The organism is Clostridia bacterium, assembly GCA_024653205.1.
In the GTDB taxonomy this organism is placed as follows: domain Bacteria; phylum Bacillota; class DSM-521; order Neomoorellales; family SLTJ01; genus JANLFO01.
Genome location: JANLFO010000001.1, coordinates 64,206 through 91,164, shown reverse-complemented (window position 1 = coordinate 91,164; position 26,959 = coordinate 64,206). Strand labels below are relative to the sequence as shown.

The window sequence follows — 26,959 nt, the reverse complement described above, 5'->3', positions numbered from 1 at the left end:
GATTGACACCACCGGTAACGAAAAACCAAGAACGAACGCATCTCTTCTATGCATATCCTAGAGTAGGAGATTCTGGGAGGGATAACATACGATGGCATTGGCAAAATTCGTTGACCCGTTGCCTATTCCCGCCGTGCTTAAGCCCAAGGGCTACCTGGCATGCGCCGCCTATTATGAGGTGCGGATGCGGCAGGTAAAGCAAAAACTTCACCGCGATCTGCCCGAAACCACGGTGTGGGCATATGAAGGCGTCTACCCCGGACCTACCTTTGAGGTGCTGAGGCACGAAAGAGTAAAAGTCAGGTGGGTCAACGACCTGCCGGACGAGCACCTGTTACCGGTTGATCGCACCGTCCACGGCGCGCATCCCCCCAACCCCTTGGTGCGCACCGTGGTGCACCTTCACGGCGGCGAGGTTCCGGCCTACAGCGACGGTCACCCCGAGGCCTGGTTCACCAGGGATTTCCGCGAGGTCGGGCCCCACTTTAGAAGCGTGGTCTATTTTTATCCCAACATCCAGCGGCCGGCCACCCTTTGGTACCACGACCACGCCCTGGGCATTACGCGCTTAAACGTCTATGCCGGCCTGGCCGGCTTTTACCTCATCCGCGACGCGTTTGAGCTGGAACTCAATCTGCCCGGCGGCCGGTTCGAGATCCCCCTGGTCATTCAGGATCGCTCGTTCAATGCGGACGGCTCGCTCTTTTACCCGCGCCAGCCCGACCCGCCGGTGCCCGGGGTGGACCCCTCGATCGTCCCCGAGTTCTTCGGCGATACCATTCTGGTCAACGGCAAGGTGTGGCCCTACCTGGAGGTGGAGCCGCGGAAGTACCGCTTCCGCCTGCTCAACGGCTCTAACAGCCGCTTCTACCTGCTGAGCTTCACCTCCGGCCAGCCCTTCATTCAGATCGGCACGGACGGCGGGCTGCTCGAGGCGCCGGTGCCCGTCGCCGAGCTGACCCTGGCTCCGGGCGAGCGGGCGGACGTGGTGGTCGACTTCTCCGCCTTCGCCGGTGAGACGATCAGGCTGGTCAACGGCGCCGCCGCTCCCTTCCCCGGAGGCGATCCGCCTACGGAGGATACAAGCCAGGTGATGGAGTTCCGGGTGACCCTGCCGCTGTCGGAACCTGATACCAGCACGGTGCCCTCATCCCTGCGGCCGATCGAGCGGTTCTCGCCGGCCGCGGCCGCGCTGACCAGGGACCTCGCCCTGGTGGAAGCGCAAGACCCATTCGGCCGCCTGCTCCTGCTGCTCGACGGGAAGCGTTGGAGCGCGCCCGTGTCCGAGAAGCCCCGGCTGGGCTCCGTAGAGGTCTGGAGGCTGATCAACCTCACCGAGGACGCCCACCCCATCCACCTCCACCTCGTCCAGTTCCAGATCCTCGAGCGGCGGCCCTTCGACGTGGACCGCTACCGCTCCCGGCGGGAACTCGTTTTCACCGGGCCTCCCGTTCCCCCGGACCCCAACGAACGGGGACTGAAGGATACCGTGCGGGCCAACCCGGGGCAGGTCACGAGCATCATCGCCCGGTTCGGCGCCTTTGCCGGCCAATACGTCTGGCACTGTCACATTCTCGAGCACGAGGACCACGAGATGATGCGGCCCTACGAGGTCGTGCCCGTGCCGCTTTGCACCAAGTTCGGCCCCGTGCCTCCCGGGCCAAAGAGGCGGGCAATACTACAACGGCAGTTTCTCAACGAGGCGTGTGATGTTCCCGATCCTTAACAGAGTTAAGACTGTAGGGGCCTTCCCCCAGTCGTGAAAACGCGCGACCTGGAGCAGGTCAACCGCAAAGGGTTCCAGGCTGGGGTTCTGCAAAACAGCCAGCAGAGCCTCCACCTCCTGGACTGCCTCGGCGGAATGCTCGGCCAGCGACTGCCAGCGACCGGGCGTGAAGGTAAGCAATACTTTTAGGCAGCCTCCCTAAGGGGCAGAGAGGTCAACGAAAGCTTAGCTCTAACCGTTTGCCGCAGGCCTGGGCGATTTTAGCCAGGCTCTCCAGACGGGGTACCACCTTGCCGCTTTCCATCCGGGCGATGGCTGATTGCGTGGTCCCAATCCTACGGGCCAACTCTTCCTGGGACAACCCCGCTTCGGCGCGGAGCTTCACCAAGAGGCCGGCCACCTGGTATTCCAGGTCGAATTCGTCCCAGGCCGCCTTAAAATGCGGGTCTTTGAGCTCTTCCCGGAGGGCGTCTCGGTAGTCGAGCACATTGATCACTCCTTTCGCATTCGCCGCTCGTACTCGCTTTTCTTGAGGCCAGGGATAGCTCTCGCCGCGGCGTCTTGCGGCTCTTTTTAACGAAACCGTGAACAGCCACCAACACGTTAGGGGCGGCCTGGAAGAAAAACACCCTGACTTTGACGTTCCCCAGGCCTTCCCTCAATTCCCACAGGCCGGCGTACCCGCTAACATGCCTCACGTGCGGCTCCCCGATCAGGGGCCAGTTGTTGGCGAGGAGGTCAATGCCGCGGTATACCTTAGCGCGCAAGCGGGGGTCCAGGGAAGCCAGAAAATCAACAATGGGCTCGACGTCCATGTAGACCATAACCCTGCCCCTTTCAGATCAAATATAGCACGAACGCTATGAACAGCACAAGAGGGAGAAGAAGGCCGACCCCTTACGGGAAGGAGGTGAGCCCGTGAGCGTGTACACCATTGTGGCAACGCATGGGGGAAACAGAACTGAGCCATCAGGTGGCGCGCGCTGATAAAGCTCCGCCTAGACCTGAATCTGACGCAGGAAGAACTCGCCAAAAGGGCGGGTGTCCCGCAGTCGGTCATAGCCAGGCTGGAGAGCGGGAGGCACCTGCCGTCTCTGCGGTCCGTCCAGAAGATAGCTAGAAAGCTCGGGTTGCACGTTAGGCTCGACCTGGTGCCCAATGCGGCGACCAAGGCGGCTGCCGATACCCTCTAGTACTGAGGGCCGGGAGAAACGGATCATACGGTCCGTAGCAACCGTATGAGCTGCCAGGGAGAGACAACAGAAAATGAAGTCGCCGCCAGTAATCCACCTTATTCACCAACGCTCCCAAAATCTCCTGCTTGGCGAGAACAGCGGAGAGAAATAGGGCCTGGTTGCGGTACCGTTGCCGCTTGTTGCGGTACCCACCCGAGCCCGCGGGCCGTTGACTTTTCTGGTGGGCGATGGTGGATTTGAACCACCGACCCCCAGCAGCGAACGGCTCCGGCAGGCCGTGGAACGCATCCGGCCAGCCGAAAAACAAGGGGGCGAGCTCAGCAAGTGGTAGAGGCGCCTAGACGGGCCGAGGCAGTGTGGCGCAGGCTCGGACCGAACCTTATCAAAAATACTCGCGTGCGCAGGATCATCGTCTGGCCAGGTCGGTCATCCGTAGGGTTAGGAACGGCTATAGGGCTCGACTGCTTTCAGCCCCTCAATATCCCGGTAGTGCACGTCCACCATTACGTCCGTGTCCAGCACGATCATATTAATCCCTGCCCCGGCGTTCGGCTAACTGCCGCAGCTGCCGGGCATAGGCTGTACTATCGCCGATATCGTCCCGGTCCTCCCACATGCCCACCAGACCGGAGGCCAGAAGCTGGCGCGCCGTAAGCGGTGGCTTCGCTTGGCCCGCCTTGACGGGGCGTACCGTCATTTCCACTTTCTCCCCTTTCCTAAAGGGCAGGTCATGGAGATAAATCTCGCCGTCGCGCTCCACCACGGTCTCCAGACGCAGTTCGCGGACCACGATTCTCACCTCGCCGGCAGTTTGCACGGTTCGTCGCTGTCGGACGCCACCTCCATTATACCCTGCCCAGCCTACCGGTACCAACAGAATCAGCCTCACAGCACATAAGGGTTTCTACGGGCAAGGCAGACATATACCTGGGCACTCATTTTTTGGCCACCCCCTGCTTAACCATGTTTCCCTCTCCCTTAGCGGTTGTCTTGCGCCCGGCCAGGACATGCGTCCGTTCGTCGGAGAAGTTTCGCCCTCCTGGATCCGCTCCCGGCCCAAGAGGCAACGAAGTTGTGGCCGGAGCCGAAATCCGGTACCAGTTCTGTGCCGGCCGCCACGCAAGGAGGCTATGAACCTGTGTTTGATAGGAGCACTCTACAACACTTCCCTAACCCGATTGGCCTCCCTGTACAGCGCGGTATAGCTCCCGTAATCAACCGGGTGGTAATGCGCTAACCTGTTCCGAATTGACCGCGCAAGCGCAACCGCTTGTAGCCAAGATCTATGCGCACGCAGCGCAGGACAATTCTTTAGCAGGTGTTCAAGGTGACCCCATTGGCAAGCTAGAGGGCTCTTGCGAACTTCCGTGGCCTCCCGCGGGTCAATGGGCTCTTGCCAACGCGTGACCCAGTCCACGCCATAGAGCCTAGTCAGGTGCTGGCATAGCTCCACCCTCAACTCGTCTATAAGCGGCAAAAGAAGCGCAGCCTGGCCTCGCCATACTCGGTGTCTGATCTCGTCAACCCTCCCTAGGAGAGCTAAAGCTGCACTGTGCAACTCCACACCGTATTCCTGGGTATACCATAGCACACCGTATGCCCACAGCGCCGAATACGAAGGGTCCGGACTGATCGGACGAACATAGTCGGGCTCCTTGCCCTGCCATGCGTCTACAACTAATCCTCGAAGAATCTCCGCTGTCCACCCGCGCCGCTTGGCAAACTCCGAGAGGCGATCAGCCAGGCGGTCCATGCCATCGTAAACGTCGTCCCACAGCCACTCGACAAGCTCCGCGTCACTACCACATAGAGAGGGAAGAAGGTGTTCGCGCCAAAGTACTGCCGTATTGCTGTCCCGGCCATCGTCCGAACCAAGACGGCAGATAAGCCGCGTTTCCAAGGCGGAAGGGATACCCCACCAGTACCGTACTGAGAGGTGTATCCGCCCAGGAAGATCAGCGACAGGTAAAGCCCAGCCGGGCGTGATGAGACATAGGGCGGCTGGTTCCCGCCCGACATCGATAGCGTTCTTGACCTCCTGGGCCCACTGAAGTACGAAATCGAGCCACGGCCGTCGCGCCTCGAATGGCAGTTCGGCAAACCCACCGAGGTAGATTACGTCGGGCAAAGACTCGGCCAAAACAAGGTTGGCAGTAGTCCTCGAGGCGGTTGGGGAAGGCCACTTGACCCCGAGTTTCTCCCCCAGCGCGGAAGCCACCGTCCATCCTCCACGCGCGTCGGGCAGCCATACCTCACCAAAATCTACCTCGCGGCGCCACAGATCGTCCGAGAGTACATGCCATATCTCATCGGGCCCGATCCCGTTTGGGAGCAAGAGCAAGACGCTGCGCCTCTCAGCCAAGTCCCCTGCGACGCGAGAGATAAGCAACCTGGCAGTAGGCACCCGGAATAACAGGGAAGAGAGCCCTGCCTGGGTCATGACTGCCGGAGCATCCCCGCGATAACTGGCTCGACCCGCAGCGAACCGTCTCTGGTAGTTTCGATGGTCCCCATGTACCTTAGATAGAGCAAGGTTGCTTCAACTTCCTCGGTGGCAAGTTGGGCATCTGCGGGACCGATCAACTCGGCAAGGTGCCACGGCTCTGCAAGGTCGACGGGGATCTCCCTCTCTTTCAAGATGAATTCTAGCATCCGAAGAACGTTACGGTGGGCATCAAGGCCCAAGGCTTTCCAAAAGCCCAGAGAGAGGGGAGAACCACTAGTTGCCAGCTCCTGCCTGAGTTCAGACGCATACGGGCGCGGGTCGTCATGGAGGCCACAGCGCCTAAATAGTTCATCCAGGAGATATGGCCAGCCTCCCGTAGCTTGAAGCACCTCCTGACAGACTTCCTCAGAATGGATCTTATCCCGTTGCGCCAGCCGTTGACTGACAGAGCGCAGATTCCAGCGCCTAAGGTAGGTCGCCACATCCACTTGATTTTCCAGAAACAGCCTATCGCTCTTGGGAAGGCCTAGCCACCTCCAAGTGTGCTCCGGGTCCAGAATGAACAAGATGCGCATCCACTGACGTTGCCGCTTCCCGTACTGCTGCGTGAACCGGAGTGCGGCGCCCACGACGCCGGCGAGATCGGCTCCCGCCACTCGTAGCCACACTACCAGGCGTTCGCATTTGTCGTTAGCCCCAAGACACTCCTCCAACCACGCTTCCATTTGATCCCCGCTAACAATACCGGCCGGCATCCCTATCAAAGCCGCTCTAGAGCTGGCGATAAGCTCCTCAGGTACAAACCGCGTGAAAGCCTCATTAAGTCCTGCCAGGCCAAGCGCATCAGATCCGAAGACGATGCCGACACCAAAACGCGGCTGATTGAGGCTAGTCTCCTGCGCGTGAGTGAGAGGGCTGTATTGTCCCTCCTCATTCAATGGGGCATGATAACTGTCGGCATCGAACCTCTTTACATCCGGCTCCTTGTAGGAAAGACTTAGCAGGTTGGTTTCAACATCCTCTATAAGCCGAACGAGATTAGGACTGCGTAACCGGTAATGCCCCTGGCTATCCCGGACCAGCACTCCGAGCCCACACATTTCGTCCAGCAAGCCCCTCAATTGGTCGATATCCGTCCCCTCGAACCCCTGGGGCCACCACTGCCGCGCCAGGTTTAGCAGCTCCAGCGGCGTGTACGTCTGCGAGAAGCCGTCCCTCTTTCCCTGCTGGTCGAGTATCACCGACCAAGCTATCGCCTGGTAGCGGCGGTCAAGGGCAAGGGTCCAATCGAATCTCTCGGCGATACGTTTCCGCACCTCGATATTCCGGTAAATAGCCTCAACATCTCCCCGCGTAATGGGGTAAGGAGGCCCCTCGAGGGAGCGGGTGTTGAGCCGGTTAAGCAGTTCGTAGCAGAAGAGCTGGATAAGGCCGGGATGATAGTTGGTGTATGAAAGTATGCTTAGCACGGCGGAGCTATCGGCAAATCGGTATCCAAGAGCAGCTAACGGCTCTTCAATAAGCTGTTGCGCCGCGCGCGGCTCCAAGGGGCCTACGCACAAGGGCGAGCCAAAATGGGCCAGTGGTTGGTTCCCGCGTCCCTGGAACCGCTGCACATTGTGCAGACCAGCCAACACTATCTTGAGTTGACGCTGAACGCTACCCATCAAGATACGCAGTTCGTCAACAACCTTGAAATTGTTCGCAGCGTCAGCGTCCAGAAAGTTGTCAGCCTCGTCGAGAAGTACAAGCACGCGACGCCGGGGGCTGGCCAGCAATGTCTCCCGCATATGCGCCGCAATCGCCTCGGGCTTGGTAGTGGTAGTCCGCGAAGAAATAAGGCCCAGTGCTTTGAAGATATCACGCAGCTTCACCCAGATCATCTCGGGCTGCTGATCACTTGTGGGCGAGCCGACGAGCTTTATGTCTTCTACCCAGGCAAACTGATCGCGTTCCGGCTGGTGGAACTCACGCTGAACATGTCGGAGAAGCGCCGACTTTCCGAGTTGCCTTCCCCCATACACAATGCAACTGCCTTCGGCGAGCTGAAGCTCTCTAGCCATTTCCCTGCGCCCGAAGAACATTTCCGGCGGCACATCGCCAGCTCTGAAAGGCGTGTACGGATTTACCACCGCAAACGGGAGGGCACAGCGGAAGAACGAAGGCAAGCGTTCTCGCCATTCCCCGGCCAGGAAAGCGAAAAGCACCTCGTCGAGCACAATCATTGCAAGGCCCCGGTCACCGGCCACCTGACGCATAAGCCTTCGGTGCCGCAGGCTCATTCGACCCAAGTAGATGATTATGTTGTTCTTGTTCTGCAGACGCCGATCGCGCATCCACCCGGTGAGAATATCAACGCTGGGGCGCTCCCAGACGCACACCACATCGTACTCGCCCTGCTGCTGGGACCCGAACTGGGGCACAGGCGAGCGACCGCCCGCCGACATCGCGACCCGAGCGTACAGCATATGTTCATCCGTGTCTTGAACGGTGACCGTATCCGCAGCACGCGCACCAATGTTAAACCCCAGGTAGCGGAGAATAGAAGCAATGTGAAGCTGATTATTCGCCGATCTGGGCGTCCCCTGCTTGAGCTTTCGCCACCCTTCTATGGCCGCAAGGGTCTCTTCCCGCACATTTCGTGGTAGCTTGGCGAGCGGGAGTCCTGCCCACGACCTGCCGTGTCTGACCGCCTCCGAAAGGGCAGAGAGTCCCTGCTCTTCCAGGAGTTCCGTCAGACGCGGAAATGCCTCAAGGAAGCGTTCCAATACGTCACGATCTTCGCGCGACTCGGAGAGGCTTTCGGTGATTGACAGGCCTGAATCCATTATTTGCGTGAGTTGGGCAATGAACTCCTCCAGTACGCGTGTATCCCCTCGCTCCAGAGCTCCCCGGACTGCCTCGATAGTTCTGGCCTTTTCGTTTGGGTCACCAGGGTAGGTGGCAAGGCGCTTCTCTAGATCGGCCCACTCTTTCCCTAGTTCCTCCAGCCGAGCCCGGCGTGCCTCGAGTACCGAAGCCCGAATTCCCTCCAGTCGTGCGTGCTCAAGGGGGAAATTCAAGGCAGTTGCGGGGTCAACATTCTGAAGGCGGGCAGAAAGCGCTGTACGTTCCTCTGCAGAGAGAATTCCGTCGACCACGGCCTGCTCTATCTCATCCCTGGTTCTCAAGAGTGCCTCTTCAAGAGCGGCCCGGGCTCCGTTTAGTTCCTCTTCATAGTGTTGGGTAAGCGTCGCCCGTTCTTCTTCATCCTGGACGGCAGGCAAGAGAGTCCCAATGAACCGATAATCCTTCTTCTCCAACCACCGTTCAATGGTCCTTGATAGGCTCGTGTTGCGTCCGATCGACTCTGGAAGAACGTCTGCAATCATACTCTCAAGTGTTGGCTTGCCATCAGCATCAAAATCGATCTCGGGCAATAGCAAGAGCCGCCTCGCCATTGCCCCCTCCAATTCGTCTACGCCAACGGTTAGCCAACTCCATTCCGCAGCGCTGCACGCGATACTAGGTGGCCCTGCAAGACCTAAGTCGGAACAGAGCTGGCCGCAAGAGCGCGCAAGGCAAAGTATGGCCGTGGCAACCTGCTGGGAACCGTCCCCACTAGCGGTTTTCGACACCAACGTCTGTATGATCGGAAGGGAAGCCTGGACGCCGTTACGTAGCGCGGCTACTCGGTGTTTAAGCCACTCTTGCTTTTTCGTGTCACTTTCGTCCTGTCTTCCTACCATTTCACACCAGCGCATGGCCAGTTCGCAGGCCTCACGGGCATTACGGATAACCTGATCCCGTGCGTCTCCAACAATAGGAGACACCCTTCTTCCGATAATCTCGCGATCTATTTCCGCCATACCTTCTTCGAGAAATTTTCGGTCCATCCATTTGCTGACAAGATCACGTGCCTGTGCCAATTGGCCTCTGGCATCGCTCGCGACCCACTGCAAAATCGCCCGTAGCTCACTATCCTTACCCACCATTCTCATCCACACATTCGTGGCCCGAGCAGTCTTGGCCCGACGGCGCGGCGCCTCCTCAAGCCACCTTGTCGCCGCCTCCACTACTGCTTTAATCTGCTGCTCGTATTGCTCCGCCCCCGCCACGCCCTGTAGATCAACGCGTCGAACGGACTTCCCAAGGTGCGCAAAGTCCCTTACGGCCTCTACTAAACTGTTCAGCTCCGAGCAACAACCGGGTGTTCTGAGCCACGCTAACATCCCAGTCGCAGGTGCAATCACTGCGGGACGTAGCGCAGCCGCCAAGGCCAGCACTTCCTCAATATCGCTACTGCCCGGCTGGTGGTGGCGGGCTATCCGCGATAGGTCCCCGACAAAAGATGGATTGTCTATTTCAAGCCAGCGCGCCGCCTGGACTACCTCCACCAGCCACGACGGTACAGGAGGCAGATGACCTCTGGCCTCTAGCGAGCGACACAGCCAGTAAGCACCCGACAAATCATCAACTCGAATCAACTGCAGGAATAGTTCCTCCCAACCAGTGCTCTCGGGCACACTTGGTACTACTGTCTGGGGAAGGGAGATTCCAATTTCAACCTCAGTAGGAAAGGCCACAACCTCCTGGGCAGACACCGTGGCAACCATGTTGGTTTCCGCCAGCGGGGCACCCCCGTAATCGGTTTGTACCTCCACTTCAGGGCTCACCCCAGGGTGCCGTTCTCCATGCGCGTCGTCTGAGACAGATAAGCCTTCCTCTTGCTCAGTGTTGGTTTCATCCGTCTTACACTCAGACTCCGAAAGCGTGCCTTCACTTTCGCCCGCTTCTTCTGGAGACACGGAAACACCCTGCGGTGCAGAACCCAGTGTCTCTTTAATGCGTCTAAACATCTCTTCGACCTGCTGTTCCAATGCTGAGAGTTGCTCCCGCCGCTCTCGCTCCTCGACCAAAGTAGCAGCTGGAAGCATCCGCAACTTGGAGTGCTGCAGTAAGGCATCGCGTAGCCTATCCACTTCCCGGGTCAGTTCGCTCCGCTTTCCAGTCGGTACTTTCTCCCAGGCCCATTCGGCCACCTTGTTCATACCAAAGTAACGCAAAGCGTCACCGCACTCTTCCTGAAGGCGCTTCACTGCAGTCTCGAAGTTGCTGCGAGCCTCTCTTTCTAATGCCTTTTCCGCAGCCAACCTCTGAACAACGTCTAGGAAATCGGAAAGGCTCTCCCATTCCCGTGCCTCCGCAGGCAGAGCCCTCAGCCTCTCGAGAAACTCATCCCAAAGAGATGCATTTGCCCCGGAACCCGCAGCCACATCCTGGGCACTCGCACAATGTGCCGCCTGTCGCTCCGCTTCGCCCCCTGCTTCACTCTCAAGTGAGCGCAAAAGAAGAGCGCAAACAATTGCACGAGCCTCGCCGGGAGCGCACCGAGATTCATCTACAAGGCGTCCGGCAGCCGCTCCAACGGTGTCCCCCAATTCTGGTTGCTCAGTCACACTCTCCGCAAGTTCTCTTATGGCTCCTAACCTATCTGCAACCATGACTGCTGCCATACCGGCCAGATCCGGCACGGCATCCACCCAGGCGTCGATCAGGATTCCAAGTACAACGTCACTATGGTCTACAACCTTTGTGAGCTCTTTTGCCACAAGCGGTATTGGTGCATTTTCTGGGCTTCTAAATCCAGGAATGCCTAACGTACGAACCACCGCTTCAAGGGCCTCACGCCTCGTCCGTCCAATATCCTTACGAGACTCCAGGGTCCGTCTAACGATCGCTTCCTTGGTATCTCTGTCAAGGGCCGCACGAAGCTCCTTCAGCAAAAGCCGGCGCAAATCCTCTACCACCTAAGGAGACCCCCCACTACCTCGCGTTTTGACGGTCTGGTGCGTCACCAGGGCTCGAAAGGGCCATCTACCACCCTACCCTGGCATAGAGACCGCGACCCTAGTATTTATTGATTTCGGCAATAGGAAGCAACTTCCTGCTATAGCGGGCACCGTTCGACGTTCTGCTGACAAGAACCGGCAGGGGGCGCCAATCTGGGCACGATCTTTGCGAACGCGGATGCCCGCACTCTCGGCCACCGGGGCGGTCCGCAGGTCGCCTCCCCCAAGCCGCACTGAGCGCTCCAGCCGTCCCGCCGAAGACACCCCCTTAGCTGGACATGTCGGCGTCCTAACCCTCACCGCCATTCAGGCTGTGAGGGTAGCTGCACCGCGGGGCCGGCCGCACAGTACGGAAAGGCAATAACCAGGCGTTTCACCAAGGTGGTATTTCCACTAAGACGGTCTAGACGGCCACACATGAACCCCGGTATGCGGGCACGAACTGCCCCAGCCCGTAGTGGCAACCGTATCCCAAAGCCAGAGGCCCGGACACGGGTTCCTCGAATTCTAGAGCCAGCCCGTAGACTAGTCCGGACGTGGCCCCGCCCCCGTGAGCCCGGCGCCTCCTAAAGCTCAACCACCGGATCGCCAACCCTGAACCCAGTTCCAAACGGGCCCTCCGACGCACGGACACCAGCCGCGGCAGTTCGGGGTTCAGGCGGCGGCGCTCTTCCCATTCCCTCCGAACCTGATCTTCCGGCCCGTCTATCTGCTCTCCAAATTCATTCAGCTTGGGACGCCCGTTGCGGTACCGCTTCGGGTAACGAGTCAACACATAAGGCGTATGCGAGACAAAGTACCGGCTAGGCCGGAAAAGGGGGACTTCTTCTTTTAGCTCCGGCGCCGACAGAAAGCCGAGCAGGAGCAACTTCAATCTCTGCTCTTCCCTAGCCGCCGCGCCCCAGTAAATCTCCCGCAGGCTTCCCAGCGCCGCGCGTTCCCGGGGGCCCAGACCACCCGGAACGTATACGGTAAGGTGGTCGAGGCGGCCGTCGCCGTCTTCGTCAGCAGGCAGGTAGAAGGCATGCCGGTGCCCTTGAAGCGGGCCGTCCTCATCCCGGCCCGAAAGAAGGGGTGACATTTCCCCCGGATACATCCGGCCGAAGCGCGCCATTACCGCCTGACGCGCCCTCTCGCCGAGGGTCAGGGCCTGCTGAACGGGTGGCAACGGCCGGCGGTCCAGGGCGTAACGGGCGGCAACCGGTGCCTCCCGAGGTTGCCTACCCAGTCGCGCCGGCGCCGTTGCAGGAGCCACCACCAAGGCCTGCCGGGGCCGCACGTAGTCCAGCCAGCGGCTACAGGGAGGGTCGAACCGCTGATCGCGCGAGCGCAGCAGGGAAGTCTCCACCATAAGGGCCTCAAGAAGAGCCCTTGGGTCTGCGGACTGGGCGACGAGCATGCGCACCAGGTCGCCCTCTGCCGGCGCGGCCGTCCCCGGCTGCACCGGGAAGCAGTTCGGCTCCGGGGGAAAGCGATCAAGTCGGACCTGGCACCACGACTCTGCCCGCCCCAGGTAGGTTATCCCCGAAAGCAATTCGGCCAGCAGTCTCTGCAGGTCCCCCTCAACAGCCGCCTCGGGCCACACCAGCCTCACCTCTGCCTCTCTGGAAAGCGCCACGAACGTGTCGAATACCAGCGTGCGATCCCCGGGGCCTTTCTTGAACCAGGGCATGTAGTGGCGCGAGTGGCCCACGCTCGCGGGGGGAAGCCACATCAGAGGGGCTTCTGCCAGCCTTCCCACGAGGTCAGCTACGTCCTCTGCCGGTAGTTCGGGCCGCGTCCGCTTCCAGCTGGCCACCAGGGCGCGCAGTACACGCCAGGGCGAAGGCGGCCACTCGGGCAGGCCTTCGTTTACGTGCCTGCCCCAAGAGGTGGCATGGTAACGTCCGGCCAGGAAACGAAAGGCTATGGCGATCATGCGCCTTCTCCTCCCTCTTACTTCCTACTTCCTTTCAACGGGGCCGCGGTCCGAACCACGGATGCTACACCACCCTTAAGGTTCCAATCCCGAGCATTAAAAAGCTTCAATGGGGCCGCGGTCCGAACCACGGATGCTACTCCGCGTCTTGGCCGCTTCCAGCGTCTCCTTCGTGCTTCAATGGGGCCGCGGTCCGAACCACGGATGCTACGATGATGTCTGGATAAGGAGGTGCGAAACGTTTTACGCTTCAATGGGGCCGCGGTCCGAACCACGGATGCTACAGCGTTCCCCTGCCTGAGATTGTGCTGGCCGCTTTGCTTCAATGGGGCCGCGGTCCGAACCACGGATGCTACTTGGCGGGTGCGGGCGACATCTACGTTTATGTCGGGCTTCAATGGGGCCGCGGTCCGAACCACGGATGCTACACGGACGAAACCGATCAACTCCTCCAGAACGAGGAGATAGCTTCAATGGGGCCGCGGTCCGAACCACGGATGCTACGCGCCGCCAGGGGCGAGGTGACGGATCTTCTCACCGGCTTCAATGGGGCCGCGGTCCGAACCACGGATGCTACGCCGACGCGCCGGGTTTGGGTTTTCCTGCCGCTAAGCTTCAACGGGGCCGCGGCTCGAACCACGGATGCTACGGGGGAGTTTTACAAGCTGTTCCAGACGCCGGGCGTCCTTCAACGGGGCCGCGGCTCGAACCACGGATGCTACCCTGACCCTGCTTCTCCTGCCCGGCAGACCCAACGGCCTTCAACGGGGCCGCGGCTCGAACCACGGATGCTACGCGGGAATTCCCGCCTGCCAGAGCGCCGCCGCCTTGCTTCAACGGGGCCGCGGCTCGAACCACGGATGCTACATGATCGGGTTCGGGTGGAAGGTAGGGTAGGCGTGCTTCAACGGGGCCGCGGCTCGAACCACGGATGCTACTCAATCCCGAAGACCTCCGCAAATTGCTCTCTCACGCTTCAACGGGGCCGCGGCTCGAACCACGGATGCTACGACGGGCATTTCGCCTGTCACCTTACTCCCATCCCGGCTTCAACGGGGCCGCGGCTCGAACCACGGATGCTACCAGGAAGCGAAGGCGAAGGGGCTTAGGGGGCCGTGGCTTCAACGGGGCCGCGGCTCGAACCACGGATGCTACATGGTAAGCTGTCCGGTGCCCTGGAAGTCGCAGGAGCTTCAACGGGGCCGCGGCTCGAACCACGGATGCTACGTTATGGGTAGGAGCCAGAAATAGTGCTGGCTACGGGCTTCAACGGGGCCGCGGCTCGAACCACGGATGCTACTGTGCCCTCGACCGGTCCTTCCGCCGCCTGCGCTTGCCCCCCGTCTTTCGCGAAACTAGGCCCCGCCGGGTCGCCACGGCACCCATCGGGGGCCCCCGGCGGCGAAAGTGCCCGCAGGGCGCGGGTTTGACGTTGCGCGAACCCCTCCCCCTTTTCGCTTCCGCTCCCGGTTCGCCATCCGGCGCTGCGGCTTGCCTCGCACAGCCGCCAGCACCTGGGCGCGGTAGTGGTCTCATTCCTCCTGCTCGTCGTCCTCCGGCTCTAGCTCCTCCTCACCCTCCTGGACGGCACGCCTCAGCCAGTTGGAGGGCGGGACGAACTCCACCTCCGTGACGCGCGGTTCGGCAAAGCCCTCGGCCCGTTCCAGAAGCGCCCGCAGCAAGTCTTCCAAATCAGCCGTCAAGGGAAGGGAAAACCCTTCAGGCATTGCCACCCGCACGCCCTCGCAGCGGAGGTCGCAGGCCGTACGCAGGCGCAGCCCTACCTCCAGGAAGCGGCGGGTCTTCCAGAGGGCCAGGACAATAAGCAGCCTCTCCGCCACCTCTCCCAGGCGGTAGCCCCGCAGGGTGGCCAGGTCGAGGTTGAAATAGGCGGTGATGGACGCAGCCACGTATTCGGTACGGGCGTAAGGCACGTTACCGAAACCCAGATTCGGGTTGGCCGAAGGGTTCACGCGGTCGTGCTTGACCCCGCCGCTCTCCACCGGCCGCACGTCCCGGGCCTCGATGAAGGCCGAGAGCAGCCGGGGCAGGCGCAGACGCCCTCCGGCCAACGTCCTCTTGGCCAGAAACACCCCGTGGAGAAGGGAGTTGGGGTCGTACTTCCAGATGACCCGGGCCAGGGTGTGGAGATCCACCGGCCCCTCCTCCCGAACCTGCAGCTCGGCGCGGAGCCTCTCCAAAAAGTCCTGGTCCTGGCTCTCCAGGATATAGGGAGAGTTAAGGCGGTGGGCTTCCAGGAGGGAGTTGGTGAGCACCCGGCCACCGTACCACACCCTCACGTAAGGCAAGCCCCGCAGCGGTTCGACCAGGTCCTGCGCCCCCTCGTCCCAGCATACCGCCTCCAGACGGTTCGCCATAGACTGCGACGACTCCACCAGGAGCATCTCGGTTCCGTCGGGCAGGGTATAGGTGGCGGGACCCAGCTCCGGGAAACCGGTGGGCTGGAAGCGGTTGCCCTGCAAGGGCTTGAGCTCCGCCTCCACCAAAAGACGCGGCTGGGCAGACAGTCTCTCAAAATCCATCCGCTTGACTACCCTCCTTATACACTGATGCCGGGGCTCCGGAGCCGCGAGCGGTCCTCCGGGGTTCGCAGCACGAGTTCCGCCAGGCCCCGCAGGGCCCGATCGGAAACGGGGATCAGCAGGGCGGCCGCCACGCGGGTTGCCAGCGAGGGTGGGCAGACTGGAAGCGGCACCCGTCCGGGCCGGCGCGAACCGGCGGTGCCCACCAGCGTGTGCCCGCGGGCGCGGAGCCGCCGGGCCGCGATGCGTACCGCCGCCCCGGCATCCCCGGCCCGGAGCCTGGCAAGCAGGGCCAAATCCGGCTCCGCCAGGAGAGGCCACCCGTCGTCTTCCGCGAGACGTTTGTGCGGGCGTGCGGGATGAAAAAGAAGCTTGACCAAGGCGTAGAGCCGGCTGATCTCCGGCGGCACCTCCCTTTCAGGCTCCCCGCCTGCCTGCGCCGGCCACACGCCCCCGGAGGTCCAGTCCAGGAGCAGGAAGGCCCGCACCAGGGTCTCAAGTCGCCGATCGCTGACCTCACCCGCCAGGAACCGCTGCACGTCCGACAGGGGAGCGTCGCAGGCAGCCTCCAGGGCCGCCGCCCCGCCTATCCCGGCCCGTCGCGCCTCCAGCAAGCGGCGCGCGAGCACGGCCGCCATGCCTGACACCGTATTTCCCGCCGCCCACACTAGGGAGGGGCTGTCGACATGCCACTCAAACCGCCCCGTGCGCTTATCGACGCGGACCGGCTCCAGATACATCCGCAGGGGGCCAACCGCCAACTCTTGCCCCCGCCAGGACGCGCGCAGGGAGGCCAGCGCCCGCGCCAGCCGGAACTCCGTGCTGCCGTCCGCGCAGGCCTCCAACCAGCGCCGACCGAGACCCTGAAGCGGGGGGATCCGCTCGCGGGCACCGGGGTTTTGCGCTACTGCCCGCTGGGCACCTGCCAGAGCAGCCAGCACCCCCTGCAAACTCCGGGGGTGGCCGTCACGGCAGAACCGGAACACCGCCTCATCCACCGCGCGTTCTGCCTGCCGCAGGCTTTCCGGCGCCCCGCGCCTGCGGCTCAGCCACCGCAGCCGCTCCAGCCAGGGATCGACCTCTTCCAGCAGGTGCACGTTGGTGCGGGGACTTGCCGACAGATAGCCCAGAGGCGCGGCGATGTAGGCCTTGCCGCTCCGTCTAACAAAGGCGAAGCGCCAGAAACCGGCCAAGCCCCGGTCCACCCCCAGGCCTACCACAGCCCGGGCGAAGTCGGCCCCGGTGGCCGCCGGTCTGGCTCCCACCTGCGCCCGGCCTTCGGCCATGAGGTGGGCTACTTCCGCCAGCAAGGCCGGGCGTTCCCACAGGGGAAGCCACAGCTCGTATCCGCGCGAGCCCTCGGCCTCGCCGGAAGCCAGGGTAGGCCATCCGGCCGCGGAGGAACGCACGGTGAACGGAAATGCGGCCTTGCGCCGGCTTTCCGAACCCAGACGCCTGGCCACCGAGCCCGCCATGAGCAAGGCGCCCTCGACCATGAGCACGTAGTCCCAGGGGTTTACCACCGAGTCGCCCTCAAAACCTTGCGTGGCGTTTGGCCCCCCTACCCCTCCGGGGTGAAACTGCCCTATAGCAGCGCGCACCAGCGGCGGGTTCCCGGCCGCGAAAAGAGAAGCCTCGAGCCAGCGCCGGCTCCGCTCCCGCGGGTTTTCCACCGCGCGCCCGCGCCGGGAAGGGGGCCACCCCCCGGCCGCAAAGGGGACAACGTCGGCCAGTCTCTGCATGAAGTTGCTGGAGAACTCGAGGTTACCGTCGTTGCCCCCGGTGCCCAGGAGAGGAGCGAAGGTCATGCGGTCCTCGGTGAGGGCGCAGACGGCGTCGATCCACGGGACGGCCTCGTCGGGAAGGGCGGAGCGCATTCTCCGCAGCAGTTCGGGCTTCAGCCTGGCGGGCGGCCGGCGGCTCAGGCCCATAGCCGCCAGCACCGCCTCCGCCCGCAGGATGCTCTTCCGGTAGGCGTCCAGACGGGGATGCGTGGAGTTGCGGACCGCATCCAGTGCGGCAGCGGCAGTCCGGTGCCCCCAGAAGCCCGACCCGCCGTTCCACGGCGCCAAAACCGGCGTGGGCCGGTACTCGTCGAGGAAGAACCGCACCAGTTCTTCTACGTCGAGCCAAGTGTGCAGGCAGAAGTAGCCCCCTGACCAGGCACCCCGCGCCTCAGGGTCTTTCTGTTCGGCCACCAGCCGAAACACGCCTAGGGCTTTCAGATAGGCGAGGATGGGTTCCGGCGTGCAGCCGGCCAGCAAAAGGGCACCGCGCACCTGTTCTAACCTCCTCTCGCCGCCCGGAGGCTGGCCCGAGCGTCGGCGGCCCGCAGCAGAGCCTCCAGGTAAGCCAGACGGAACGGCCCCAGGCGGTCTCTCAGCGCCAGACTGCGGGCAAGCCAGGACCGCCCCTGGGGACGGTCGCCAATTTCCACCGGCCACAGCTCCAGCCGCACCTCCGGAAGCGCCAGGCCGTGATCCACTTCGGCGGGCGGGAGCACCTCCCCGTCCTCAATACCCAGTAACACCCGCGACGAGGTTTCCGGGTAGGGCAGGCCGTCCGGCCCGGGGAGGTTGCGAACGGTTAGGCGCACGCGGCCATGGTGGCTAGCTATGAGGTACAGGGCCAGGTCGCCCAGGCTCGCTCCCGGTTCTTCGCCCCGTGCCTGCTGGCCGAGGAGGGCCAGGAGGCTTGCCAGTTCGTGGCGGAAGTGCGGCCGGCGGTGCGGGCCCGGCCGTGCGGTGCGCTCCGCCTTGGCCCAGACCGTGCCGGCATAACGCTCCGGATCGCCGGCCTGGGCCAGCAGGGTTTCCTGGAATACCGGGTGGGCCTTCCCCCAGTCGTGAAAACGCGCGGCCTGGAGCAGGTCAACCGCAAAGGGTTCCAGGCTGGGGTTCTGCAAAACAGCCAGCAGAGCCTCCACCTCCTGGACTACCTCGGCGGAATGCTCGGCCAGCGATTGCCAGCGGCCGGGCGCGAAGGTAAGCACGTCGTCCCCGCCCGCTTCCTCCGGTTCGGATACATCGGGCGGGCAGGGAGCCACCGGCTCAACGCAGGCCGCCCGCCAGCCCATTTCGGGGTCGTAACCGCCGTGCTCGGCGCGGAGCACTACGACCCGACCGGGCCACAACTCGGAGGGGCTTATCCGACGCCAGCTCCGGGCAAGATGGTCCCAGCACCAGGCCTCCCTGCCCGCCTTGGCCAGCCGGGCCCGCAGCTCGCCGATTGGCACCGGGCAGAGCTCATCCGGCACCACCCGCGCCCAGTCTCTCGGGGGCTCCCCTCCCGCCCAGGCACGCCAGCAGACGCGGACCTCCGTTTCCCGGCTGTCGCGGACGAACCGCGACACGTCCACATCGTTCCCGGAGAGGTCCGGAGCGGTGTCAAACAGGTCTATCAGGTCCCGACGGCGCAGGACCTCGTGCTCTTCCCCGGGCAGGTCGGGGTCGGGCAAGGTGGCGGGGGCCACAGAACCGCCCTCCAGGCTTCGAAGGATACCGCGGGCCAGGTGGAGCGCCTCCGGCGCATACGGGGCCGCCTGGCCCATTGGCACGTCGATCCAGTATACGTGGGCGTTGGGGTATTCGGCGTAGCGGTTAACGCGGCCGAAGCGCTGGACCATGCTGGGCCAGGGCGACAGTTCGGTAATTAGGAGCCCAGCCGAGACATCGACACCCGCTTCCAACACCTGGGTGCAAACGGCAATCCGGCCGGGGCCATGAGGGTCTACGGGTGCGAGCAGCCGGGCGGCCCGGGCCCTGCGGTCCGGAGGCCGGAAGCGGGAGTGCAGGAGCACCAATTCGGCCGAGGTTCGGCAGCGCTGGCGGAGGCCCAGATACACCTCCTGTGCGCGGCCTACGGTATTCACGATCACCAGGGTAAGGGTACCCGGCCGGTGCAACCGGGCGGCGCTATCGGCGACCTCCGCCGCATACGCGGAAGCGCCCGGCCCGTAACGCAGGCGCAGCTGCTTGAGCTGCTTTGCTGCGCCGAGGCGGGGCGCAAGCCGGGGGTCCTGATGATCCTCATCGTCTAGCTCCAGCCACTCCTCATCCGGCGGTGCCGCATGATCCACGGTTTCCAGCCAGGCGCGGCTCAGAGTAGCAGACATCCAAGTGGTGGCGGCGGGGCACACGGTGCCGAAGGCTCGACGGAAGGCTTCTAGCTGCGCGCTCGTGGGAACGGCGACGCCCATTAACTGAACCTCATCGAAAATCCAGAGGGCATCGTTATTGAGGAGGCCGAAAGGTATAGGCCAGCGAAACCTGGACAGGACGTACCCCCGGTTAAGAGCCCGGGAAAGCAGGAGGTCCTGCGTGCCTATGAGCACGCACTCCCGCTCGGGATAGAGGTGCCAGTCCTCGTCCCTTTCTCCGCCCATCAAGATGTGTACCCCTATATCGTCCGGCCGAACCCCTCCCTGGTGGGACGACCGGAGCCCCAGGCGCTGGAGGTAATCCTCAACTGCATCCCGGGTCTGCTCCACCAGCACACGCATCGGCAGGCAATACACCAGCCGCCGGGGAGTGGAGTTCCTAACGTTCGGATCGGGGTGGAAACGGCGCCGCCAGATCCAGGCGAGCAGCACGGCCGCGGTTTTTCCGGCCCCGGTAGGGGCCTTCAGCACGCGCGGCCACAGAGGGGCATCGGCAAGCCGACGCTGGTAAGGGTAGGGTTCGTAACCGGTAGCGGTCCGGAAGAATTCGGCAAAAGAAGCCGTCATGTGCCGTCACCACCCCGTTCGACCGACCCGGCACCGCCCTCTTCCGGGCGCAGTTCGACTTTCGATTCTTTGGCGCCGGTCTCACGACATTATTGGAATTATTTCAACGTCTACAGGAAAATTCCTGCGGGACTACCACACGGAACCAGGCGTCACGCCAGGGACACGAAATCCCCCGAGGGTCTTTACCAACGGCGTAGGCGGACCATGCCTCGTAAACTCGATCAGGGGATCTAGCTCGGACGCCGAGGCGCGTCTTCAACCACGGTTGAGACGGGAATGGAAAAGAGCCTTAGAATGGCCATTCGTCCCACATAGTCAATCAGTATTGCTGGTGTGATACATCAACAGCGACAGCCGTAAGGCGCCAAGCCTGCAGGGCGACGCCGGCGGGCCAGACTAGCGCAGAAGCGATTCCCTGATCCTGCCGGCGAAGCGGGACAGATCGCGCTTCAGCAGGGCCGAGGTGCGCGGCAGCTCAAGCAGGAGTTCCTTGATCTTCTCCGGGGAGAGGTTAAAGCCGTATACGTTGCGGAAGACGTGGCGGAAGGCGCGCAGCCGATCCAACCCGGCCGCTGCCTCCGGAGAAAGCAGGGCCGGCCGTACGCCCTGTACCTCCAGGGTCATTTGCTCCAGCAGTTCCCGGTGCCACTGTTCTCCGGCCAAAATAGACTTATCCAGGCGGGTGGCCACCACCTTGAATATGTTTTCCACCGCCACGTAGTAGTCGTGCAGGATGGAGCCTACAATGCGGCAGGCCGCGCTGTCGGAGAGAGCGAACCCTCCCACCTTGGACGCCCTGACCTCCGGGAAGAGTCCAAGGCGCTCCAGTTCCTTTTCCAGCCGTTCCAAATTCTCGGCCTCTTTCTTAATTCGGGCCTCTACCACCAGATACTCCTCGGGAGTCATAGGGGCACTCCTCTCGCGAAGACCTCCGCCCTGAGCGAAGGTGAAGCATCTTCCAGTCCTACCAGGCTTACCTGAAACGGGCTGGCGAGGCGTTCTACTTCTACCAATATATCCCAATAACTCCCCTGATAACCGCATACCAAAAGGTCAATGTCCGAATCCTCCCTGAACCCGCCCCAGGCAAGGGAACCGTACAAGAAGACCTTCTCCGCCCCGTATTTGCTCTTTAGGGTGCGCGCTATCCTCTCGGCGCGCAAGCGGGCCTCACGCACCAGCACCTCCTGCCGCCGCCGGCGCGTATCCTGAAGCCGGCCGCGCAGCCGCAGCCATTCTTCCTCAGTGTCTCGCTCCGGGGCTCTACGTACGGTCGTTGTTGGCTTGGTCGGATCCGCCGCACTGCTCCCCACCAGGCCTCACCTCTTTGGGAAGACTGAAGACAAGCAAGCCTCCCGGTCTTGGGAGGCCCCGATTTTTCTGGTGGGCGATGGTGGATTTGAACCACCGACCCCTTGCTTGTAAGGCAAGTGCTCTCGCCTCTGAGCTAATCGCCCGTGGTGACCCGTGGGGGATTCGAACCCCCGTTCCCGGCTTGAAAGACCGGTGTCTTAACCCCTTGACTAACGGGCCAGGATTGGTGGGCCCACCCGGATTCGAACCAGGAACCGACCGGTTATGAGCCGGCTGCTCTGCCGTTGAGCTATGGGCCCATATAAATGGCTCCTCGGGCAGGATTCGAACCTGCAACCTACCGGTTAACAGCCGGCCGCTCTACCCTTGAGCTACCGAGGAATGCCGTTTCACGCCCCTAATTATAAGGCATATCCGGGCGCGGGTCAATACGAGTCGGGCGCTGACGGATCCCTAGTTTGCCCTAGGCGGTACCGCTTACCAGGCCAAAAATGGGCATAACTCAGGAATCGGCGGAGTCGCCGGGTGGGCCGCACCGCCCGGCCCAAGAAAAAACCGGCGGCGCCCCGCGGCGCCGCTCGCCAGCACGCGACTAGACGGCGAGCTACTCCAGGTAGTCCTTCAGCTTCTTGCTGCGGCTGGGATGGCGCAGCTTGCGCAAGGCCTTGGCCTCGATCTGGCGGATCCTCTCCCGGGTGACGCCGAACTCCTGCCCCACTTCCTCCAGGGTGCGGGAGCGGCCGTCGTCCAGGCCGAAGCGCAGGCGCAATACCTTCTCCTCCCGGGGGCTCAGGGTGTCCAGCACCTCCTCGAGCTGCTCCTTGAGCAGCCGGTGCGAGGCCGCCTCGGCCGGCGCGGGCGCGTCCTCGTCCTCAATGAAGTCGCCCAGGTGGCTGTCTTCTTCTTCCCCGATGGGGGTTTCCAGGGATACCGGCTCTTGGGCGATCTTCATGATTTCCCGCACCCGCTCCACCGGGATATCCATCTCCCGGGCGATTTCCTCGGCAGTGGGGTCCCGGCCCAGTTCCTGCAACAGCTCCCGGGACACCCGGATGAGCTTGTTGATGGTTTCCACCATGTGCACCGGAATGCGTATGGTTCGGGCCTGGTCGGCAATGGCCCGGGTGATCGCCTGCCGGATCCACCAGGTGGCGTAAGTGCTGAATTTGTATCCCTTGCGGTAGTCGAACTTCTCCACCGCCTTGATGAGGCCCAGATTCCCTTCCTGAATGAGGTCCAGGAACAGCATGCCTCGCCCCACGTAGCGCTTGGCAATGCTTACCACCAGCCTCAGGTTGGCCTCGGCCAGGCGCCGCTTGGCCTCCTCGTCGCCCTGCTCGATACGCTTGGCGAGCTCTATCTCCTCTTCGGGAGTCAGCAGGGGTATACGGCCGATTTCCTTGAGGTACATGCGCACGGGATCGTCCAGGCTGACCCCTTCCGGAAGCGCCAGATCGCCTTCCAGGTCTTCCTGAACCGCCTTTTCCAGCTCCTGCATGTCCTTCTCCTCGGGCACGACCTCGATGCCCATGCGCGCCAGCTGGTCGTACACCTGCTCGATCTGCTCCGGGGTAAGCTCTACCCCTTGCAGGGCGTCCATTACCTGCTCGTAAGTCAGGCTCCCCTGCTTCCTGCCTACTTCTATGAGATGCCTTACGGCCTCGCTTTTCACCTGACCGTTTCCCCGGTAGTTGGCTTCGTCTTTCATCGGGTTCCCCCCTTTCGCGGGCGGGTGCCGCCGGCGGCGGAGACTTCTCGCAAGGCGCGCTGCACTTCCGCCAGGCGGCTCAAAATCGAGGCGCCGTCCTCCGGGCCGGCCCCTTTCAACCGGCGTTCCAGCTCTCTGGCCTCTTCCCGGAGCCGCTCTTCCTGCACCACCCGAAGGTTATCCTCTAAAGCGGCAAACGCAGCCCGATCGCGCATCAACAGCTCGTAAATCCAGGCTCCCGCTTCCTCGCCCACCTGTTCTACCAGCGAAACCACGTCCGGTACGCTCGCGGGGTGTTCTTCCAGCCACTCTCTCAGAGCCCGGGCTACCTGCGCCGCCCGGGGATCGGCGAAAAACTCCCAGCCCAAGCTGTCAACTATTCGGGCCCGCGCGGCCTCGTCTTGAAGCATCAGGACCAGCAGTTCCTCTTCCGCCCGCTGACGCCGCGGCTTGGCAGGCCGCAGAGCGTCAGTCTTATTATTCCTGGCTATGGCCTTTTTATCCTGTTTTAGAAGCCCTTTCAGCTCTGCCCAGAGGGCAGCCTCGTCCAGGCCCAGCTCCGCCGCCACCAGGCGAACGTACTCCTGCCGCTCCAGCGGGCTTTCCAGCCGCACCAGGTCGGGCAGCAGTTCCCGCGCCGCCGCCACCCTCTGTTCCGGGTCACTTACCCGGTAGCGGGCCTTGACCTGACCCAGCTTGTAGACCAGCAGCGGTACGGCCTCTTCCTCCCACAGGCGCCGCAGGGCTTCGGGCCCGTGCTGCCGGATGAACTTGTCCGGGTCGTACCCGGCGGGCAGCGTGGCCACCAGCACCCGGCAGCCTGCATCCCGCAACACGTCCAGGCCCCGCCAGGTGGCGCTGCCTCCGGCGGCGTCGGCGTCGAAGCTGATCACCACCCGGTCGGCGACGTTCTTGAGACGCCTGGCCTGTTCGCCGGTGAGGGCAGTTCCCATGGAAGCCACCGCGTAGGTGAGCCCGCATCGGTGGGCGCTCAGCGCGTCCATGTAGCCCTCTACTACCACTACCCTGCCCTGTCGCCGGGCCTCGTGCTGGGCCCAATTCAGGCCGTAGAGCACCTCGCCCTTGCGGAAGACGGGGCTTTCGGCGGTGTTCAGGTACTTGGGCCGCTGCTCCTCCCCGATGGCCCGGCCGCCGAAGCCTACCACCCGGCCCCGGGCGTCGTAGATGGGAAACATCACCCGGTGCCGGAAGCGGTCCGACAGGCGGCCGTCGGGCTGCCTCACCACCAGCCCGGCGCTGACCAGGGTTTCCTCGCCGAAACCCTTGCTCGCGAGATACGGCCCCAGCAGGTCCTGGTCCGGTGCCCAGCCCAGGCCGAAGCGCTCCCAGTCGGCCGGTGCAAGCCCCCTCTGCCGGAGATAGGCCCGGCCGGGCTCTCCCCGCCGGTCCCTGATCAGCAGGTGGTGGTACACGGCCTGCGCCGCCTGATTGGCCCGGTAGAGCTCCTCGTAACGGCCGGCCGGCCGTGCCTCCCCGGCCCGCGCTTCCAGCTGCACCCCGGCCTTTTCCGCCAGGCGTCGCAGCGCCTCGGCAAAACTCAGCCGCTCCAGGCGCATCAGGAAGCTGTATATGTCGCCTCCTGCCCCGCAGCCGAAGCAGTAAAAGAGCTGGCGCTCCGGGCTAACGGTGAAGGATGGCGTTTTTTCCTGGTGAAAAGGGCAAAGACCGACGTAATTCCTGCCCTGTCTTTTTAAATGAACATATTCCCCGATGACGGATACTATGTCAAGCCGCGCTTTGATCTCCGCTATGGCTTCTCCCCGGAAGGAACGTCGCTCCACCCCGTTCACCGGCCCCGGTTTCTTCTTTCGCCATGGCTTGGCCAATTCCTTCCGCAGCCACAAAAATTGCGCGAGCCCGCTTCTATTATGGGCGACTGTCTGCCAATTTATACCTGATGAATGCTTCCGCGCCGGAGCCAGAATAATCCCGGGGGGTGAGGTTGGTGTCGCGTATCCTGGGCTACCTGCTTCTGGCCGTGATCGGCGCCGCCACCGTGGTGGCCCTCTACCGGGGCGTGATCCGGCCGCTCCTGTCCCCGCTCCTCCGCAGCCGGGGCTAGGCCGCAGCCGGCCCGATTGAGCGTATCTCGGACCCAGAAGTCGCGCCCAATCCTGGCCGGTATCCCCGGTTCCCCCGCGTACCGGCCGCTCCGCCGACCGAGCTAGGGCTCAAGCTTCGCGCTCCGGCGGGCTCCCGGCGCAGGCGCCGTCCATGGCGCCGCGCCGCTGCGGCCGTCCGTGGCCTCCGGCCCGCCTCCGCCCTTGCTCTCGCCAAGCTCGGTGCCCGGCACGCCCGAAGCAACGGTGCCGGCCCGCGCGCCTGCGAACGCGCTCCAAGTACGCCGTCACCCGGCCCGCCGCTCCCAGGTATAGACGGCAAATCGCCCGGGCATAATGGTAACGGGAAGAGGTAATACCGGCCCTCCTGTCGGGTATGCGGTCAGTACCCGGATAGCCTGACCAGCGAAGAGAGGGTGCGCCTGCCTCTTCCCTCGTTATTCGGATAGGCGGAAGGGACCGGGAACGAACAGGGCCAGGTAGCGGTTTACGGCGTAGGTGTCGGTCATGCCGGCGATGTAGTCCACCGCCCGGCGGGCGGGGTCGGCCTCGGGGCTGCCCGGACCGGTGGGGATCTGCTCCGGGTGCCGGGTGTAGTGGAAGTAGAGCTGCTGCACCAGACTCTTGGCCTTTCCTTCCTCCGCTTTGGCCCGGGAGCCAACGTATACCCGGGCAAACAGGAATTCGCGCAGCCGGTCCGTGGCCCGCGCCACCTCGGGGCTCATGCGAATCCCTCCCTCCGCGCCCTGCAGGATAACGTCGGTAACCATGGTGTTGATGCGGCTGCGGTGGTCCCGGCCCAGTACGACCAGGCAGTCCTGCGGCAGATCTTGCTCGGTCAGCACCCCGCCCCTCAGGGCGTCGTCTATGTCGTGGTTGATGTAGGCGATGCGATCCGCCAGCCGCACTATCTCTCCTTCCAGGGTCTGGGGCCGTTGATCCCCGGTATGGCAGAGGATGCCGTCCCTCACCTCCCAGGTGAGGTTGAGATCTTCCAGCACCTCCACCACGCGCAGGCTCTGCTCGTTGTGCCGGAAACCAGGCGGATAGACCTGGTTCAGGGCTTCCTCGCCGGCGTGGCCGAAGGGCGTGTGCCCCAGGTCGTGCCCCAGGGCTATGGCTTCGGTCAGGTCCTCGTTGAGCCGCAGGGCCCGGGCGATGGTCCGGGCGATTTGCGCTACTTCTAGGGTATGCGTGAGGCGGGTGCGGAAGTGATCGCCCTCCGGGGCGATGAACACCTGGGTTTTGTGCTTCAGGCGCCTGAAGGCCTTGGAATGGATGATGCGGTCCCGGTCTCGCTGGAATTCCGTGCGGATGGGACAGGGCGCCTCCGGCCGCCGGCGGCCGCGGCTGGCGCCGCTCCTGGCCGCCCGGGGCGAAAGGTGACGGACTTCCCACTCCTCCTGCTGCTCCCGGATGCCCACCGCCTCACCCCCGGTGCTTAACTCGCCGTATCCCCACTGACGC

General features: G+C 63.1%; 14 protein-coding genes, 4 tRNA genes and 1 CRISPR repeat array. Of the genes, 2 read left to right on the top strand and 16 right to left on the bottom strand.

From position 1 onward, the window contains the following. Positions 1–91 precede the first annotated feature (91 nt). Positions 92–1,726, top strand: a complete 1,635-nt coding sequence (locus tag NUV99_00420; protein ID MCR4418615.1) for a multicopper oxidase — start codon at positions 92–94, stop codon at positions 1,724–1,726. 214 nt (positions 1,727–1,940) lie between these two features. Here the strand turns inward: NUV99_00420 and NUV99_00415 are convergent, their stop codons facing one another. Further along, positions 1,941–2,213 (bottom strand): helix-turn-helix transcriptional regulator, encoded by a 273-nt coding sequence (locus NUV99_00415; GenBank protein MCR4418614.1) that lies wholly within the window; start codon positions 2,211–2,213, stop codon positions 1,941–1,943. A 523-nt stretch (positions 2,214–2,736) separates the two neighbouring features. Here NUV99_00415 and NUV99_00410 point away from each other — a divergent pair. Further along, the gene (locus NUV99_00410) at positions 2,737–2,919 is read left to right on the top strand and encodes a helix-turn-helix transcriptional regulator (protein MCR4418613.1); all 183 of its coding nucleotides are present in this window, start codon (positions 2,737–2,739) and stop codon (positions 2,917–2,919) included. A gap of 532 nt (positions 2,920–3,451) precedes the next feature. Here NUV99_00410 and NUV99_00405 read toward each other — a convergent pair. The 15 genes from NUV99_00405 to NUV99_00335 all read right to left on the bottom strand — a co-directional run bounded on the left by NUV99_00405 (position 3,452) and on the right by NUV99_00335 (position 26,916). Next, entirely contained in the window at positions 3,452–3,712 is a 261-nt protein-coding gene (locus NUV99_00405) for a hypothetical protein (GenBank protein MCR4418612.1), read from the bottom strand. Positions 3,713–5,358: 1,646 nt separating this feature from the next. Beyond that, a complete protein-coding gene (locus NUV99_00400) occupies positions 5,359–11,157 on the bottom strand; it encodes an AAA family ATPase (protein MCR4418611.1) in 5,799 nt (1,932 codons plus the stop codon). Positions 11,158–11,602: 445 nt separating this feature from the next. Continuing rightward, a complete protein-coding gene (gene csb2, locus NUV99_00395; GenBank protein MCR4418610.1) occupies positions 11,603–13,117 on the bottom strand; it encodes a type I-U CRISPR-associated protein Csb2 in 1,515 nt (504 codons plus the stop codon). A gap of 31 nt (positions 13,118–13,148) precedes the next feature. Then, a CRISPR array of direct repeats spans positions 13,149–14,417; the repeat unit is 36 nt; unit sequence CTTCAACGGGGCCGCGGCTCGAACCACGGATGCTAC. Positions 14,418–14,649: 232 nt separating this feature from the next. Continuing rightward, the gene (cas7u, locus tag NUV99_00390; GenBank protein ID MCR4418609.1) at positions 14,650–15,660 is read right to left on the bottom strand and encodes a type I-U CRISPR-associated RAMP protein Csb1/Cas7u; all 1,011 of its coding nucleotides are present in this window, start codon (positions 15,658–15,660) and stop codon (positions 14,650–14,652) included. 17 nt (positions 15,661–15,677) lie between these two features. Beyond that, on the bottom strand, positions 15,678–17,939 hold the full coding sequence (gene csx17 / locus NUV99_00385; protein MCR4418608.1) for a type I-U CRISPR-associated protein Csx17: 2,262 nt from the start codon (positions 17,937–17,939) through the stop codon (positions 15,678–15,680). Positions 17,940–17,944: 5 nt separating this feature from the next. Then, positions 17,945–20,386 carry a CRISPR-associated helicase Cas3' gene (gene cas3, locus NUV99_00380; GenBank protein MCR4418607.1) on the bottom strand — a complete coding sequence of 814 codons (2,442 nt, stop codon included), beginning with the start codon at positions 20,384–20,386 and terminating at the stop codon, positions 17,945–17,947. Positions 20,387–20,785: 399 nt separating this feature from the next. Further along, positions 20,786–21,295, bottom strand: a complete 510-nt coding sequence (locus NUV99_00375) for a hypothetical protein (GenBank protein MCR4418606.1) — start codon at positions 21,293–21,295, stop codon at positions 20,786–20,788. Next, complete coding sequence (locus NUV99_00370; GenBank protein MCR4418605.1) at positions 21,292–21,702, bottom strand: nucleotidyltransferase domain-containing protein; 411 nt, start codon at positions 21,700–21,702, stop codon at positions 21,292–21,294. Before NUV99_00370 ends, NUV99_00375 begins: the two co-directional genes overlap by 4 nt. Before the next feature lie 68 nt (positions 21,703–21,770). After that, positions 21,771–21,846 (bottom strand) — tRNA-Val (locus tag NUV99_00365). 1 nt (position 21,847) lies between these two features. Beyond that, a tRNA-Glu gene (locus NUV99_00360) sits at positions 21,848–21,922 on the bottom strand. Positions 21,923–21,927: 5 nt separating this feature from the next. After that, positions 21,928–22,002 (bottom strand) — tRNA-Ile (locus tag NUV99_00355). Between the two features lie 7 nt (positions 22,003–22,009). Beyond that, positions 22,010–22,084, bottom strand: a tRNA-Asn gene (locus NUV99_00350). Between the two features lie 223 nt (positions 22,085–22,307). Next, positions 22,308–23,411: an RNA polymerase sigma factor RpoD gene (rpoD, locus tag NUV99_00345; protein ID MCR4418604.1), complete on the bottom strand. Its 1,104-nt coding sequence runs from the start codon at positions 23,409–23,411 to the stop codon at positions 22,308–22,310. Next, the gene (gene dnaG / locus NUV99_00340) at positions 23,408–25,276 is read right to left on the bottom strand and encodes a DNA primase (GenBank protein ID MCR4418603.1); all 1,869 of its coding nucleotides are present in this window, start codon (positions 25,274–25,276) and stop codon (positions 23,408–23,410) included. The genes rpoD and dnaG overlap by 4 nt, the downstream gene beginning before the upstream one ends. A 653-nt stretch (positions 25,277–25,929) precedes the next feature. Next, the gene (locus tag NUV99_00335; GenBank protein MCR4418602.1) at positions 25,930–26,916 is read right to left on the bottom strand and encodes a deoxyguanosinetriphosphate triphosphohydrolase; all 987 of its coding nucleotides are present in this window, start codon (positions 26,914–26,916) and stop codon (positions 25,930–25,932) included. Positions 26,917–26,959: the final 43 nt, after the last annotated feature.

Excerpts from the sequence above, each read along its gene's own strand:
- cas3 (MCR4418607.1), bottom strand. The coding sequence starts at position 20,386 with ATGACGGCTTCTTTTGCCGAATTCTTCCGGACCGCTACCGGTTACGAA.
- csb2 (MCR4418610.1), bottom strand. The coding sequence starts at position 13,117 with ATGATCGCCATAGCCTTTCGTTTCCTGGCCGGACGTTACCATGCCACC.
- cas7u (MCR4418609.1), bottom strand. The coding sequence starts at position 15,660 with ATGGATTTTGAGAGACTGTCTGCCCAGCCGCGTCTTTTGGTGGAGGCG.
- rpoD (MCR4418604.1), bottom strand. The coding sequence starts at position 23,411 with ATGAAAGACGAAGCCAACTACCGGGGAAACGGTCAGGTGAAAAGCGAG.
- NUV99_00375 (MCR4418606.1), bottom strand. The coding sequence starts at position 21,295 with ATGACTCCCGAGGAGTATCTGGTGGTAGAGGCCCGAATTAAGAAAGAG.
- NUV99_00420 (MCR4418615.1), top strand. The coding sequence starts at position 92 with ATGGCATTGGCAAAATTCGTTGACCCGTTGCCTATTCCCGCCGTGCTT.